Origin of the sequence: Pseudomonas cuatrocienegasensis (genome assembly GCF_900110925.1) — a bacterium.
Lineage (GTDB): Bacteria > Pseudomonadota > Gammaproteobacteria > Pseudomonadales > Pseudomonadaceae > Aquipseudomonas > Aquipseudomonas cuatrocienegasensis.
In genome coordinates this window covers 1-15,069 of the sequence record NZ_FOFP01000015.1, presented here as the reverse complement: position 1 = coordinate 15,069, position 15,069 = coordinate 1, and the positions used below count along the sequence as shown (strand labels likewise).

The window sequence follows — 15,069 nt, the reverse complement described above, 5'->3', positions numbered from 1 at the left end:
ACTACCGAAGCTAACAAACGGCCGCTTCTGCGTCCATCGAACACTTTTTCCTGAAATCGCCTCTGCATCTCAGCCTACAGTGGGCTGACCGCTTGGGGCTATGGTCAGTGTAAGTTCTAAGAAATGACCGGGCGTATCCGAAAAATCAATCACGGAAAACTATCGTTCGTGGATGTTTTTACTCAGGTAACGATACAACGTTGTCCTCGAAACCCCGTAACGTGCTGCCACACTAGCAACTTGAATTTCTGGATCCTTTAGCAAGGCCTTAATTTCACGGATCTGCAACTCAGCCAGAGCCGGCTTGCGCCCACCTTTCCTTCCACGGACGCGGGCTGCAGCAAGTCCTGCGCGGGTCCGCTCGCGAATAAGGTTGCGCTCGAACTCGGCCAGCGCAGCGAACACATGAAAGATCAGCTTGCCGGCAGCGCTAGTAGTTTCGATTCGTTCGTTGATGGACTCGAAGGCCGCACCCTCCCGCTCCAAACGACTGACGATCCCAACCAGGTCAGGCAGAGAGCGCCCGAGACGATCCAGTCGCCACACGACCAAAGTATCCCCGCTGCGCAAAGCCTTGAGGCAATGCCCCAGTTCCGGCCTGTCCGCTGACTTGCCACTCATTGTCTCTTCGTAAACTACGGAGCACCCAGCCAGGGCAAGTGCATCTCGCTGCAGGTCGAGATTCTGATCATCAGTCGAAACTCGGGCGTATCCAATCCGTTTTCCCATACGTTTTTCTCACACTGATTTCGGTATGGGAAAAGTGACAGGAAAGCGGTAAATCCCAAGTCCAAAAGATCATCTGGAATAGGTGTGCCATAAACGACCGTTTACGGGACGGATACGCTCGTCAATTTCAGGCGCTAAATGCGACCGAAAACGAAGCCCAGGATATTTTTTCTCGCTCAACATTTCCTTTAGCAGCTCAGCACCTGAGCTGAATGGAGAAATGACCCATGAAGCAGAGTTTCCACTCACATTTTGATCGGGACTTGACCAAGGCCGGCTCGGCGGTACTCGGGGAGGCAGTCCGACGCAGGCTACTTGGGCAACACGAGGCCATGATCCACGACCAGCAATGGGCGCAGTTCTGTGTTTATGCCAGGGACTCTCATGAGGTGGATATCCTGGAATTCGTCAATAAAAAACTTGTGAGGGAGTACGGGGAAGAGCTGTACATCCAGGCATACCAAGGGAACCTTCCGCAGCAAAACGTAATCGCTCTGCTTGAGACTGTACATTCAGTAATGAGCTTCGCAAGTGATGGACGCTGGAAGGGCTCAGCGGCTGATGCTGGTAGCAGGCTTGGCTTTCCAAGCCATGCACGGATTACGGTACCTCGCGGTCTTGACCGAACTAGGTTTGAAGCCGCGATGGTAGATATTCAGGCTCTCCACTCAGAGCAGCTAGCAACATTGATCAGATTGGTTCGATACCTCGGCATGTCAATGCTAGACGCTTTTTTCTTCGACGCAGAAGATGCTCATAAAGAAGCCGAGGCGGAAAACATCTTTTATGCGTTCAGCAAAGATAAGCGTGAGCATCGGATCATTAATATTTCTGATCCTGAGCAAATTGTCATTCTGGATAAGGCCGCAGCATTTCAAAAACGACATGGCAGCAGGCGCCCGAAGCCTGCAGCTTGGCGTACATGGAAATCAAAGAACCTACCTGCAGCGCAAGAGCTTTTACTTTCTCACGGACTAAACATTGATGACTGTCGCGCAGCATATGCCTGCGAGCTCTACCAGCGGTCGTCTGGTCACCACGCCCCGATTCTTGGAGGAAAAGCACCCGACGATGAGGATCTGGAGGCTCGGAATGACGTCGCCTACGAGTTAGGGCATTTGCATATTTGGGAAACTGATGCGTACGTCGGTGCTAGGGCCTACATGCGGAAAGAGCCTGCCGGCACCGGGCGCAAAGCCGTCTCACAGTAGATTTGGGATTCGATCAAAAGCCCTTAACCTTTAGACCTCAAATCAAAGGAGTAAGGGCATGGATCGTTTTGAGCTGCTTGTATATGCCGTGCTTGCCGTCGTCAGTGCGCTGACCATCGCAGGCGCTATTGGCTAATTGGTCGCAGCGCGTCTGGACAAAAAGCGTGGCGACGACTGAGTCTTCAGCGGTACGGCCAGCTACCAGCAGCAAACTGCCCGCTGCCTCTTTTGGCAGCGGGCGCTGATCCAAATCCAACGGCAGGGCACCCTACCGCTGCGATACGCAGTATTTTCCCAAGCCTGTGAGGTCATGGGATGACTTCGGAAGGGCTGTCAGTTTCGGCACCCTAGCGAAAGTGAGCAAAACGCCGAAGCGTTTAGATCAGCTACATGTACGCACGCCATATGGCGAGCTAGCTTGCCCAGCAAGATAAACTCGTGCGCCGACTCGCTGACAACAGCTGACCTTGGGTTTTCAGGAAGTTACCGGAGAGTGTCTAGCGACCTCATCTATCCGGAGCACAAGCATGGAATTTCGTCACCTCAGTAACGGGCAATACTTCCCACCTATTGCACCAAACGGTCGGGTTTACGCTGTACCTCTTGGGCAGGAAACCCAGGTACAGATTTTCTGCCTGGCCCCAGTAGGCATCATGGGCGCGGGCATCCAATTACACTGGTCAGAAATCCTTGGTTGTTACTACGACGACGAATCATGGGAGATCATCCCGCGCAACTACTCGGGACGAGGGATGCGCTTCCGCAGAGGCCTATCCTGCATCATGGTCATCGCAGGCAACGAGGCTCTCACGACCCACATCCAGGGCTACCCCATCCCCATCTGCGTAATGAACCGCATTGCATTCGAACAGCAGAGAGGCAGCGAGGGGTAGCGCGTTACCGTCACCACCCGCTGCGCGACACGGGTACCAGCTGGAACGGCACTTACCAATGTTTATTTTATGAAAGTGAAGCCTTTCACTACTAATACAGATCAAAGCTGGCCGGCTGACCTGGTCTTAAGCGTCACTGCTAATAGCAAATACGGCCTCCGCCCGCGCCTGCAGGGGCCTGCTGGCTGACAGCGAGTAGATTTAGCGCCCAACACTGCTTATAGCCCGAACCCGTCGCCTTCCCTGATCAAGCGCAGCAATATATCTCGCCGTAGTTCACTGCTGATACGAGAAAGCCCCGCCAGACCAAGCTGCACGGGGCTTTCGGGATTTACAATCGGGTCAAATCTGTTCGGCACTGCTTATAGGTACTCAGCCGCTACCCTGCCGAATAGAGGTCGCCATGATTAAGCGCTTGGTATCTAGACAGCTTCTTCTCATAAGCGACCAACGTCCGACGTAGCTGACGATTCTCGCTCGCAACGCGGCGAATCTCTGCAAGCCGCCCCTCAACTTGCAGAACGAGGTGACGGTATGGATATTCAACAAACTCAAACGAGGAAGCCGGGTATTTATGTTTGCCATTCCCCTTGGCAATAGTCAGGGGCGCGAATTTGTTTTTTTGTCCTTGCAGCGGCACCAGTTTGCACCAGTAGATTGAATACGCATTAGGGCTCACCTGCTTGATTGATACGCCGGCCACAACAGATTTGACCCCGGTCTTTTTGTACAGCTTCATGGACGCATCCACATAGCTTGCTACCAAGCATCTCGCGTCCGCAAGCAACTGCTCGTACTGCTGATCCAGCAGGATGACTATCGTTTGTGCTTCTTTACTCATGGCCAAGGCTCTCTTCGCTGTAAGAGCCAAAATGGTGACCGATCGCTGAGCACCCGGGATTCGATTTCAGACCGTTCTACCGTCGGAAATATACGAAAGCTGGGCGAACTGGCTCACGCTGTGACCCAGCTTCGCATCAGATGACCGACGGATGACGACATGTCAGTCGCAGTAAAACATAACATGCAAAGGATGCAGGATAGATGACGACGGCAGCCTTGACCCTGAGCGGAACAAGGTCGACTTGTTAGAAGCAGATTACAGCGAGCGGGCGTGTATCCCTGCCAAGCTGCAACTGGCCAATTTCTGCCAGTTACGACAGGCAGAAATCGGCCAAAAGCAGGCGGCCGCAAGCGTCTAGGAAGGCTGGGGCGATTCACTATTGCTCGTGACCGGTAGGCACTTGGGGATTGATCAAACGCCACTTTTTTATGGGCAAGGGATTGGTGTTCTGGTGTTTTATGAGCAAGTACCTCAAGCAGAGCGTTTTGTGGGCTGATCCCTCGCTAGACACGTCCCGGCCTATTCGAACCGCATCTGCCTGTGTACCTCGCAGCGGCAGCCGTGGACCCGCTTCAGGATGTTGTTATAGGTTCTGGGAGCGACTTCCTTGTTGGTATGGGTGCAACTGAATCGGTAGGTCACCCCAGGCTTCGTGGTTCTCCATTCGCTGTCTAGCAACGTCAATCCTAGCTTTTGGCCCTTCGATCTCAAGCTTTCGAGATGTCGAGGATAATGGACACGCATCGCGGCATGGGCCTGAGCACGTACTGTTGAATTGCGGGTCACGCAGGAGGGGCATTGAGGCCATTTTGCCTTCAAGCGTAGAGCATACGACGTCTTGAACACGTGTTCGCACGCGTTGCACGTCCAAGTGTAGTGATGGTGCTTTCCGTACCAAGCCTTCTCTTTGACCGTTAAGTTGTGCGCTTTCGCCAGATCCAGCAGGCTCTTTAACCCCTGCGCATGGAGCATCGGCGTGTGAGCCTGCAAGGGGAGGGGGTCTGGCAGTGCCCAGGGTCGCTTTAGATTGGCCTTTAACAGCGCCGATTCGAGTTTTTGTCGAACATCGACGGCTTGGAATGGATATTCGAACTCATGCACCTCGATCAAGGCGATATGAAGCGCTTTGCACATGACGGCTTTTTGTGCGTCACGCTGTAACTGCTCACGATAACTGGCTTCGGACTTGTGGCGCTGTCGTTGTGAATGCCAGGCACCTTGGTATTCGAAAGCGATTTGATGCGTGGCGTCATAGCCATCGAGCTCCAGCCAGGCATGAGGCGTGACCAGTGCGGGGTGATCGTTTTGATAGAAGCGCTTCTTGCGCAGCGATACTCGCAAAACACTGTCGAGGACACTGCGGGTGATCGCTTCACCCACAAAAGGCGAGCAGTCCGGGCATCCGCGTCCACTGAAGATTTTTTGCGGCACGTGATACACCTCATGCCCTTCGTTGCAGCGCATAAATGCCTTTTGGCTTTGATTCACGTAATCCTCCTCCTGCTCAAGAAACGTAAAGCCGTGCTCGGCCAGCCGTGTCCTCAGTACTTGATAGGGAGTTCGATACCTAAGACGTGATGCGTCCCCCTTGCAGCGTTGGCAGCCTGCCGGTGAGCGCCTGCCTTGCTGCACATGGGCGGCAGCAGAGGGGGTAAAGGTGAAGCTGTGCTCTGGACAAAAAACAGTAACCTTACTGACCCACGTGTGGAGCTCATTCTCCAGGGCAGGGTATTGATATTTTCCGCCATGGGTCTGGAACGCCTCTAATTTGAAGGCTTGTATCAACGAGGGTTGATTGCGTTGACGACGTTCGGCGGTCGATAGCTTTCTGCTGGCGGCTCTGCATTGAGGGCAAAAATGACTGCCACGCAGATGCGCTTCGGCGCTTTGGCTGGACACCAACTCGTGCTCAACGCAGCGAACGGTGATGACCTCCTTGGCACTGGTGCTCTGGAAGGCGACGCGGCTGTAGTCGTTGCGCTCACCGAAGAGTGCCAGGGCGTTGGCGATAAACGCCCGTTGATAGTCGCAGACATTGCAGCCCTGTCCATCGAGATGGGCTTGGGGAAGCATTCTGGACCAGCCATGTAGCTGGCAGGTTATCTCGCAGTAGCGGGACATTGAGACAAACTGCGCTTCCGCATATTGGTACCGCATCGAGTGTTTCTTATCTGCAGCGATGACAAACTCTAGAAAATTCGGATTCTCGCAGTTGAGCAGATGCGCATGATTTGGAGGCAGCGCGTTGCGGAGCGCCTCCAATCGGGGTGCATTTTTCTGCAGCCGAACACACTCGCGACATCCGTTGCCCACGAGTAACGACTGCGCTTTGACGCTCCAGTGCACGTCATGAACGCTGCAGTGAGCATGAGTCGGCGTCGCAAACCCTGACCATGGTGTCTGGATCGTCACTGTCAGTTTCGAGCCAAACTTGTCATGGATTCGAGCGCGCCAGTCCTGTTCTGTGAGCTTTAGGCTCTCGGATACGCAGTCCTTGCAGTCAGAGCCCTCGGCGTGCCGTTGCGCACGCTGGGAAAAGGGACCGTGCTCGGGACAGATGATGGTGACATCCAGGTTGAAGCCTCGATAGCTGGCTTCGTCATATTGGTAGTAGTCGCTATGGCGTTCCCGCGCTCGCGTCAGGAACTCAGGGAATAGCACCCTTTTACTCGCATACAGTGGCTCATTGGCCAAGCTGATTTTTTCGCCCTTGCACCGTGGACACCCAGCGCCTCGGAGGTGGACGTCGGGCACTTGTTCAAACTGGCGCTCGTGCCGTCGACAGTAGATTTTTACTGCGATGTGGGCGTTGATATAGTCCACGGCTCCATAATCAAAAGCGTCGCCGTGTAAAGTCTGTGCTTCGGCAATGAATCCGTCGCGACCCTTGCCATGGCGGGCACGGGCACCGTCGGCCTTGCATTGACGGCACCCGCCTTTTTTCCTGAAGTGCCGATCCGGCGTCACCTCAAACTTTTTGGCTGCCGAATGGTGCAGGCAGTAGAGGACAAGCGGCGTACGAGCATCGACATATATTGCGTCTTGGTAACCGAATTGCTGGTCGTATTTGGCCCTAGATTTGGCAATGAAAGATTCTGTGTCGTGGACGCGACTCATGGGCGATCTCCTGAATGACTGGCCAAAGGCGGGGCATCCGATTCTCCCTGGCGCGCGCAATACATTATTATGTTGGCTGTGGCTGAATCGACCTAGTTTTCGTCGACAGTGTTGAGTGCCAGCTTTAGGTCGAAAACGATCAATCGTGCCTGACAGCTAAAGGCCGTTAGCTACTGATCAAGGTCCATCACGCCAAGACGAACCTTGAACCTAGTAGGGCGCTATCGGCCAAGAGCCGAAGAGCCGACATCGAGCGCGAGTGTTACATTGAATACGGGCTATGGCCTGGCAGCTGCTACTTGCTCGCGTCGCAGGATGACGGCCTTGCGCCAGGTGTCCAGCCTCTCGATGTCTCCGCTGAGCTCGTCAGGATCAGGAACAGGTAATCTTCCGACGCGCATGGCCGCATCGTGCTCAAACTTAGAGCTCTTGGTCATGCCGGCATCGATTTTGCGATAGTCGTCGTCAGTAACAACCACTCGCTTGAGCCGTTGGGTCGACACCCCTTCGCCGAATCGTTGGATTGACTCATTGAAAAGGACTTCTTCGATGCATCGCTCCCAGGCGAGGCGCAGATACCCATAGACCTCTGCCGTCAGTTTGCGGTGGCTGTCCTCGTCGCCTGCCTTGTGTGCCCTCCGGACATCCTCAAGCATGAGTCGCAGCCGCCCAATCCGGTCCTTGGTCCCGAGCACGTCAAACGGTAGATCCTCTGAGTGCACGCCGAACCCTGCTGCGGTTCTACGGATGTAGTTCTTGGCCAGACTGGCTCCTGCCTCTTGAGAAGGCAGCAATCGGCCAAAAGCAGCTCATTATGAGTGACGGCTTTATACCCATAGCGGACATCTTTAGCTTGGGCTGCTTCGCAACCCACCGGCGGTGGGTCCGATTCTCGGCCTCCACTCTTAGAAACCCCGTAGATTAGCGTCTACGGTTTTTTATTGGGCGGCATAAAGTATGCCCTACAGGCATCTTATGTCGTCCCTAAAATATTGTTTGTGTAATAGGCATTCACAGTGGTGGGATTGTCGTGCATCATGCGAACGAGCCTAGCTTACAACATTCTGTAGTTTTAATGGAAGTGAGAAATATATCATATGGATAAGAAGAGTAGTCAAACTGCTGACGGAGTGGTAAAGCTTCTGTACGGAATTGTTTGTAGCGCTGTCGTAGTAGTGTTTGCTGTGTTTTCTTTTTACTTTTACAAATTTGGTGCCTACTCTTTAAGTGCGGACCGTGGTGATTGGGGCACGTTTGGCGACTATTTAGGTGGTACCCTCAATCCGATTCTAAGTTTTTTTGGGTTGATCGCCTTGCTTTTAACCATCGTGTTGCAAGGGAAGGAGTTGGAGTTAACAAGGCGAGAGCTACAGCGTTCCGCAGAGGCGCAGGAGCGCACGCAAGAAGTGCTTGATGAGCAGTCTAATACGCAGATAAAACAACAGTTTGAGGGCACTTTTTTTGCACTACTTGATCAGCATAATCGCTTATTGAGTGATATCAGCAAATCAAGCGTTCTGTATGAGTCGATAATAGAAAAAACGCTTTTGAACGCTACCGCAACTGGAGTGGGTATTGCTGACGGTGGTGATCAGCATTATTTTATTTTTCGGAAAGTAATTAACTATATTAATATAACTAGGGAGCTCCTAAAGTTTAACTTTTATAACGCCCCTGGTGGTGATATTGGCCCATCCTATATAGGTAATCTTGAAGAGGCTCCCTATCCGACACGAAGTGAGCGGGTATATGCGGACATTGTCAAGGCTCATCTGACTGATGAGGCTGCTATTCTTATTTCAATTTATGGGGCTTATGAGGCTAGGTTAGATGACCCTCTGGGATCTTTGTATTCACTCGTAAAAAGATATGATATAGCCCAAGAAATTCGAATCCTGCCGGATAGTCCCTTTCTTAAAATCCTGCTTGAGATTAACGGCGAATACCAAGACGAGTATTCCTAACCCCTATTTTTCTTGGTCCAAACTATTCTTGAGTTCCTAAAAAGCCGCGCCATAAACCGCATTCCACACTACCGAAAAGGGGACACGAAAAGGGGACAGATTTATTTTTCTATCACTGTCCGCTTTTGGCCGGTTCCTGCCTGTCGTCCCTGAGTGGAATTACCACCTTGTCAGCAATCCACAAACCAGTTGTAAAAACGATATCCCGCAAAAACCGACACCGCGCAGGTTACAAGGGTCAATAGAGGCCATTGCCCTTCAATGCCGAGCCACCACTGCACTTTGAAGAAAAATGCCCCCACCAACACACAGGTCAGAACGCCCAAAGTCAGGCCAACCAAAGCGAACAGTTGAGCTCCTAATCCTGGATTCCCGCCGTGCCAGTTCTCACTAAGGCAAAAGGGACAGTGATTCGACGAAGGCGAATATCCCCAGAAACCACGGCTATATGTCGCTCTCGGAACCATAGCTTTGCCACAGTTGTGGCAGGTAGCCATCGAGTGTCTCATACCGCACCTCAGCTCAAATCGTCCTAGATGAGCCTATGGTGCGCTACCGCTGAAAATACCCAACTACGTGACCTTACATCTACCCAGCGTCCGGTCTGAGCTGGACTTAAACCCTCGTAGCCAGATAACCGAGGCTATGCTGTACACGACCGACTCCATTGAACGCTCGCCGGTGGCTGACTGGCCTCGCCCGGTCGCAGCACGATAATTCAAGACGCCAGTTCAACTCCTCAAATAGCCGCTCATCGGAAATACGTGCACGGGGGCACTTATGGGGGTACTTAATAATATATCTGCAAATAAATCTATTTAAAACAATAGGTTATACATTTAATTCAAATCCCCCCGGCTCCACCAAATAAGCCCTTGAAAATCTTAGATTTTCAGGGGTTTTTCTTTTGGGTGTCGATAATATGTCGAAATCGTAGAGGATGGCTTTACGACAACACTGTCAAGGATGAGTGATGAATTACAGGCAAGCTAAGAGAAAGGCAGCAAATCAAGCGATTATCGCCTTCGTTGTGATGGTATCGGGGCTGATCGCTAGCATCGTTTCAGCAATGAAGATGATCTATTTCAGGCTGGACGATGGAACAGCTTTAAGCGGAATGCTTACAGCTCCCCTAAAGAATCTGATCTCATACCTGTACTACCAGCCATGGTTTCCAGAATGGTTGTGGCAGATCTGCCCGACACCTAATCCATTTGCTATTACTGATCCAGAAAACATCAAGTTTCTGGTGGTTTACGCAGCTATTTTCGTGGGTGCCGCAATCTCAGCGGGCGCTAGGAAATCCAAAGTTCGCCTTGCCAAAATCAACGAAGAGATTGAGAACGAGCTGCTGCGCCAGTCACTTAGAGGGGAGAGTACTAGCAATAGCAGAGCATCGATGGAGGAAAATGCCGTTATTCCACAGCAAAGCATTTTCAGCCAAGTGCACCAGCTGTACTTAGCCCCGATTGTTGTGACGATCATCGGAGCCTTACTGCTCAAGTTTGGTTTTGGTATTTGATGGCAGGGCCGAGCCTTACGGCCTCTTGCAGATGATCCGGGGCCAAGTGTGCGTAGCGCATGGTCATGGCAAGGCTGGAATGCCCCAGGATGCGCTGCAGAGTGACGATGTTTCCGCCGTTCTGGATGAAGTGGCTTGCGAAGGTATGCCAGAGGCCTTGAGCGGCCTGCCCTTTCGGTAGCTGGACAGTCATCTTGGCCAGTGCACGACGGAACGAGGTAATGGCCGAGTTTGGCTGGCCATGCTTTTCCAGTGTTGGCGGGTCTTGGCTTCCAGCTCTGCCGTAATCGGCACAGAACGCACCTTCCGCTCTGAACGTAATCACCGCATTGCGTAGGCCGGTCGGCTTGAGCTTTTCGGCCTCAGACCATCGAGCACCGGTAGCCAGGCAAATAAGCGTGATGATCTCGACATGTGGGTTATCGCAGCGATCACGGATGACCTGTAACAGCTCGGTGATTTGCTCACTGGTCAGCCAGGATAACTCACGTTCCTGAATCTTCAATGGCTTCACCAGGGCCAACGGGTTGGCGTGGTGATGACGCCCAAACCGCACAGTTCGTTGTAGACCGAACGCTGTAGTGGTCAAGCCATTCTGGACAGTGGGTTAAGTTTTTCTTCGGCCACGGCGGACGGAGACATATTTTATGAGGGGATAGATAGCGCTTCACGCCAATATCGTAACGGCACTTGATCGCATGGCTCACGCGTTTGCTGGATAACCTCCTCCAAGATGACGAAAAGTCTCTGCGCCTGTGCCCGGTAGCCCAGTAAGCACAATGATTTTAGAATGCGCGTCATTCGCAGGTCGTTGTGATTCTGCCTGAATGCCCAGTTCTGACTCCGGCTATCCCAGTCGCTTGATTTCTCGATACGCCCTGACGCTTGTTGGCGTAAACCATAGAAACTCAGTATGCGACGCAGAGCGCGCTCTACCCCGCCTCTAACGACCTCGTCGTTCGCTAGCTCGTCGAACTCAGCAAGGCTGGCCACTGGAGAGTGGCCGTTGTAAGCACTAGGCTCAGGCAGCGGAAACCACCATTGTATGAAGTCATGTGTGCTTTCCAGGGCGTCATCATCCCAAGCCAGTGACTGGGCTAATGTACGTTGGCGATGGTCCATGCCATCGTAACCCAGATAGTTGCGAATCAAATCTTTCGCGCTCGCCATGCATTGCCCTCGTTACGCTTTATTGGCCACCAGTTCCAGCGCTTTACGGATGACATCAGGCGCTACTTCTGGTTGGTCTTGCGTTGTCCGCTGGAAGACAACGATAGTGATCTTTTTGCGACGCTGCTTATCAGCACCGTAACGAGCAGCCTCCGCCAACGCCAACACCAACCCCGCAATCGCCAACGATGGATCAATTCCACCGTGCCCGGCGCCTAGCACTGGCATGACCACTTCGTTGATCCGCTTGTCAGCAAGCAGCTCGAACAGTTCCTGCATACCATCGAATACGTAGGACATCCTGGCGGCAAGCCCTTGCCCGGCGCGCTGCGTGGTGGTGGAAACCAAGGCTATTGCGGCCGCGTTTTTCGAGGGGTCCGAAACAAGGATGGCTCGGCCGGGACCATAGCTTTCGCTAGACTCATTCATCGTCTTTTGTTGCAGCGTACCGACACCAAAGCGCATCTGGCATTGCTGCCTGACAAGATCCGAAAATTCCGACGTCGTTTCGGCGCAATGCCGGTTGATATAAACGCCCAACGCACTCCGGGTATCGCGGGTGCAATGGTCTTCAAAATACTCATTGCAAGGTAACGCCACCACGGTTGTTTTCGCGTCCACAGGATAATTTTCGATACGCCCAGTAACGATGCAGATCTCACTCTCTCCGACGCTGGTACAGAAGCCGCCGGGACACTCCCAGACATTGGTGGTATTGCCCTTTTGCTGCACGATACCTTCGATGAAATCACACAACACGCGGTGCTGAATGGCCTGTGCATCAGCCGGCTTGGCGATGGAAAAATGATCTGACAACGGGACCTTTAAAGCATCGCCGAAATAGATGGCCCCACTGACCGGAGGCACGACCTGTGCAAACAACAAAAAGCGCTTGAGCACCACGAACTGGTCTTCCACCAATTCCCGACCATGGATCACCAGCTTGCGGCTCATCAATACATTGCGAAAATCACTATTCAGATCGTTGAGCCAGACATTGTTCTGACAAAACGCCAACGCCTGACCTTGAACATGCCCCATAAACTTTGCGATCGGCCCAAGCCAATTAGCATAGGACGAACCCAGTGAGGGCGAGGCGATCAGGAAAAGCCCAACTTCAGCACCACGCCCTACCAGGTCATCCAAGCGCTGCACGATATAGCGTCGGGCCACGATGCCCCCCATACTATGAGCAACGAAGACAATTTTCCGCGCCCTATTGACACCATCGAGGTACAGGCATTCCTTCAATGCATCGACAACATCGCCTAAGCTGTAGGATCCGCTGAAGAACTCCGTGCGATAGGTGAACTCATAAATGCCTACGCTATCTATAGCCGCATGCTGGGAAAGCAGGTCCGGCCAGTAGGTTTTATTTTGATGACGCCAGCACGTTTCACCGTCGGACAGCACCCCATGCAGAAACACTACGGCCATCGGCGATGCCGTATCGTCCATTGCTCTGATCCAGCGTCCCTTCATAGTGCTCCTCTCACGTCCATTCCTGCACATTCACAAATCATAAAAAGGCGCAGTTAACCAATGCCGGTAAAGCGACTCCAGCCTTCCCCCGAACATTCCAGGTACAGACGCTGTCGAGCGCGGTTTTCTCTGGATTGATCTGGATAACTTTGCAGCCCGCCCGGCTCGCCTCTTTTGGAAGCCGAGCGGCAGGGTGGACATTGCCCGATGTGCCCACCACGATGAGCAGATCGGATGAACTGGTTGATTTAAATGCCCTATCTAGCATGCCCTGAGGCAACAGCTCGTTGAACCATACAACGCCTGGCCGAATCTTACCCGCACATGTTTGGCACTGGGGTGGCGACAAGCGCCCGTCCTCTGCAGGCATCTCAAACGTGCTATCCACCAACGAGAACGGGCTCGCGCACTCGAAGCACCGTGGGTGGTGAAGACTGCCGTGGAGATGCTGCACTTCGGTGCTTCCGGCACGCTCATGCAGATCGTCGACGTTCTGGGTAAACAATGTAAGTTGCGGGACACGGCGAGCAAGCTCGGAGATGGCCACATGAGCGGCATTAGGCACCGCCGCAAGAACCTGCGCTCGCCGCCACTCGTACCAGCCCCACACCAAGGCAGGATCGCGCCGGAACGCTTCGGGCGTGGCAAGCTTCTCGGCGTCGAAATTCGCCCAAAGCCCGGTCAGTGCATCGCGGAACGTCGGAATACCGCTTTCAGCGGATACACCCGCTCCTGTCAACACGGTGATCTTTTGCGCACCTTGCAGTGTCGTGATCAATTCGGGATCAAAATTGGTGAAGTCCATGGCACCTTTCTGACGGCCTACTCCACGTCCAGCACGTGGCGCTAACCGAATCAGTCCTAGGGATGAGCGGGGCTCTACCTGGCAATCCGAAACCAGAACGCTTCTGGCTCCTAACATCCCAGCGCAAAATTTTACGTAAAATCACGAAATAAAAAAGTTTCTTGGATTGCATCTGAGCCACCCTGACTTCTACACAACCCAGCTGGGATATGAATCTCGGGGGTATTAATGGGGGGCACCTACACATACTTATAATAAATTTACTTAAAAACCATAAAGTTAAATTAATTATTTTACCCCCCGATTCCACCAAATAGAAACACCTTAGCCCCCTGACTTCCCATGAGAATTTCAGTTTTTTGCTTTAGACACTTATCGACTGTTCCGAAAGTGTAATGCCTGCCAACAGCTACCAGTAATCAGGCTTAACAATGGCCGGTTTCCTGGGCAGAGGGACTTTGGGCGGGAGCTGAGAGGCTGACAGCTCATCATCTGAATATAGCGCCGCACCCAGTCGGCAGATGCTTTGAGCGACCCAGGTGGATCACGAACAAGCTCGCCTGAGTCCAGGCGGTGAGGCAGGATCACACCCAAACGGATATGCGGGTAGTCTGATCGAATGGCAGCTAAAGCGGGCGCAATATCGGTATCACCCGAGACAAGCACAATCTGTTCAACCTGCAGTTGATCGGCACGGCATGCAGCACGGTACATGCCCAGCGCTAGGTTCACGTCAGTCTCTTTCTCTTCAAGCTGCCAGACTGCGACCTGATTCTGTCGAGAAGCCTTTTCACCTTCGACAAATCGGGGAGCATAGCCTTTAGCAAGGCGATGGGTGCCCAGCGTTACCGAAACACCCCTAGCCTGCAGAGCACGGATATAGCGACTCTGAGCATCGTTAGACGCCTGACCACGAGTAGCTAGCCGCGCAATGACTGGGGAGGTGTAGTAGTCGACTGATACAAGCTCCGCACCGGGATCTTGTATGCGAAGGATAGAAGCCAGCAGGTCGGGGAGATCTAACCACTTGTGGGCCGACCCATGCAGCACGCCGTAATAGAGGTTGTAACCGTCTACGAAAAAAGCTGTACGCACAAATTCTGATCCCTAGAAACGAAAAAACCGGCTGTTAGGGAAACTCTGAAGAAGACTTCCTGATTTTGGCAAAATACCCGGATTCCACCCGCCGAGTTTTCCGATGAAGCAGATGACCTTTGCCGACGCCGAGTACGCAGGCAAGCGCAAGCAGACCCGCAAGGAATTGTTCCTGATCGAGATGGATCAGGTTGTGCCGTGGAAGGGTTTGATTGCCTTGATCGACCCGCATTACCC

The 15,069-nt window shown here is 52.9% G+C and carries 14 protein-coding genes and 1 pseudogene; 5 read left to right on the top strand and 10 right to left on the bottom strand.

Annotation, left to right across the window (positions count from 1 at the left end):
• Positions 1-159: 159 nt before the first annotated feature.
• Complete coding sequence (locus BMW49_RS18355) at positions 160-729, bottom strand: recombinase family protein (RefSeq protein WP_069519585.1); 570 nt, start codon at positions 727-729, stop codon at positions 160-162.
• A gap of 227 nt (positions 730-956) precedes the next feature.
• Between BMW49_RS18355 and BMW49_RS18350 the strand changes: the two genes are divergently transcribed.
• Positions 957-1,940 carry an integrase gene (locus tag BMW49_RS18350; RefSeq protein ID WP_069519586.1) on the top strand — a complete coding sequence of 328 codons (984 nt, stop codon included), beginning with the start codon at positions 957-959 and terminating at the stop codon, positions 1,938-1,940.
• Positions 1,941-1,977: 37 nt separating this feature from the next.
• Here BMW49_RS18350 and BMW49_RS18345 read toward each other — a convergent pair whose 3' ends face one another.
• Positions 1,978-2,196 (bottom strand): hypothetical protein, encoded by a 219-nt coding sequence (locus BMW49_RS18345; protein ID WP_090391047.1) that lies wholly within the window; start codon positions 2,194-2,196, stop codon positions 1,978-1,980.
• A gap of 271 nt (positions 2,197-2,467) precedes the next feature.
• Between BMW49_RS18345 and BMW49_RS18340 the strand changes: the two genes are divergently transcribed.
• Positions 2,468-2,833, top strand: coding sequence for a hypothetical protein (locus tag BMW49_RS18340; protein WP_069519587.1), 366 nt, complete (start codon positions 2,468-2,470; stop codon positions 2,831-2,833).
• Positions 2,834-3,212: 379 nt separating this feature from the next.
• On the opposite strand, the gene mobI is transcribed toward BMW49_RS18340, so the two are convergent.
• The 3 genes from mobI to BMW49_RS18325 form a co-directional block, all read right to left on the bottom strand.
• The gene (gene mobI, locus BMW49_RS18335) at positions 3,213-3,674 is read right to left on the bottom strand and encodes a conjugative transfer protein MobI(A/C) (RefSeq protein ID WP_069519588.1); all 462 of its coding nucleotides are present in this window, start codon (positions 3,672-3,674) and stop codon (positions 3,213-3,215) included.
• 522 nt (positions 3,675-4,196) lie between these two features.
• A complete protein-coding gene (locus BMW49_RS18330; RefSeq protein WP_069519589.1) occupies positions 4,197-6,794 on the bottom strand; it encodes a hypothetical protein in 2,598 nt (865 codons plus the stop codon).
• 278 nt (positions 6,795-7,072) lie between these two features.
• Positions 7,073-7,516: a hypothetical protein gene (locus BMW49_RS18325; protein WP_208600981.1), complete on the bottom strand. Its 444-nt coding sequence runs from the start codon at positions 7,514-7,516 to the stop codon at positions 7,073-7,075.
• A 375-nt stretch (positions 7,517-7,891) separates the two neighbouring features.
• On the opposite strand from BMW49_RS18325, the gene BMW49_RS18320 reads away from it, so the two are divergent.
• Together BMW49_RS18320 and BMW49_RS18315 are read left to right on the top strand one after the other, a co-directional pair.
• Complete coding sequence (locus BMW49_RS18320) at positions 7,892-8,758, top strand: hypothetical protein (RefSeq protein WP_069519591.1); 867 nt, start codon at positions 7,892-7,894, stop codon at positions 8,756-8,758.
• Positions 8,759-9,731: 973 nt separating this feature from the next.
• Positions 9,732-10,280 (top strand): YniB family protein, encoded by a 549-nt coding sequence (locus BMW49_RS18315; protein WP_069519592.1) that lies wholly within the window; start codon positions 9,732-9,734, stop codon positions 10,278-10,280.
• On the opposite strand, the gene BMW49_RS18310 is transcribed toward BMW49_RS18315, so the two are convergent.
• The 5 genes from BMW49_RS18310 to BMW49_RS18290 form a co-directional block, all read right to left on the bottom strand.
• Positions 10,258-10,785 carry a tyrosine-type recombinase/integrase gene (locus tag BMW49_RS18310; RefSeq protein ID WP_244168376.1) on the bottom strand — a complete coding sequence of 176 codons (528 nt, stop codon included), beginning with the start codon at positions 10,783-10,785 and terminating at the stop codon, positions 10,258-10,260. The genes BMW49_RS18315 and BMW49_RS18310 overlap by 23 nt on opposite strands.
• A 140-nt stretch (positions 10,786-10,925) precedes the next feature.
• The gene (locus tag BMW49_RS18305) at positions 10,926-11,450 is read right to left on the bottom strand and encodes an opioid growth factor receptor-related protein (RefSeq protein WP_069519594.1); all 525 of its coding nucleotides are present in this window, start codon (positions 11,448-11,450) and stop codon (positions 10,926-10,928) included.
• A 12-nt stretch (positions 11,451-11,462) separates the two neighbouring features.
• Entirely contained in the window at positions 11,463-12,908 is a 1,446-nt protein-coding gene (locus BMW49_RS18300) for an esterase/lipase family protein (protein ID WP_069519595.1), read from the bottom strand.
• A gap of 61 nt (positions 12,909-12,969) precedes the next feature.
• Positions 12,970-13,737, bottom strand: a complete 768-nt coding sequence (locus tag BMW49_RS18295) for an SIR2 family NAD-dependent protein deacylase (protein ID WP_069519596.1) — start codon at positions 13,735-13,737, stop codon at positions 12,970-12,972.
• Positions 13,738-14,109: 372 nt separating this feature from the next.
• Entirely contained in the window at positions 14,110-14,832 is a 723-nt protein-coding gene (locus BMW49_RS18290; protein ID WP_341864818.1) for an NYN domain-containing protein, read from the bottom strand.
• A 103-nt stretch (positions 14,833-14,935) separates the two neighbouring features.
• Between BMW49_RS18290 and BMW49_RS24630 the strand changes: the two are divergent.
• Positions 14,936-15,069, top strand: a pseudogene (locus tag BMW49_RS24630) (IS5/IS1182 family transposase); the annotation flags it as partial.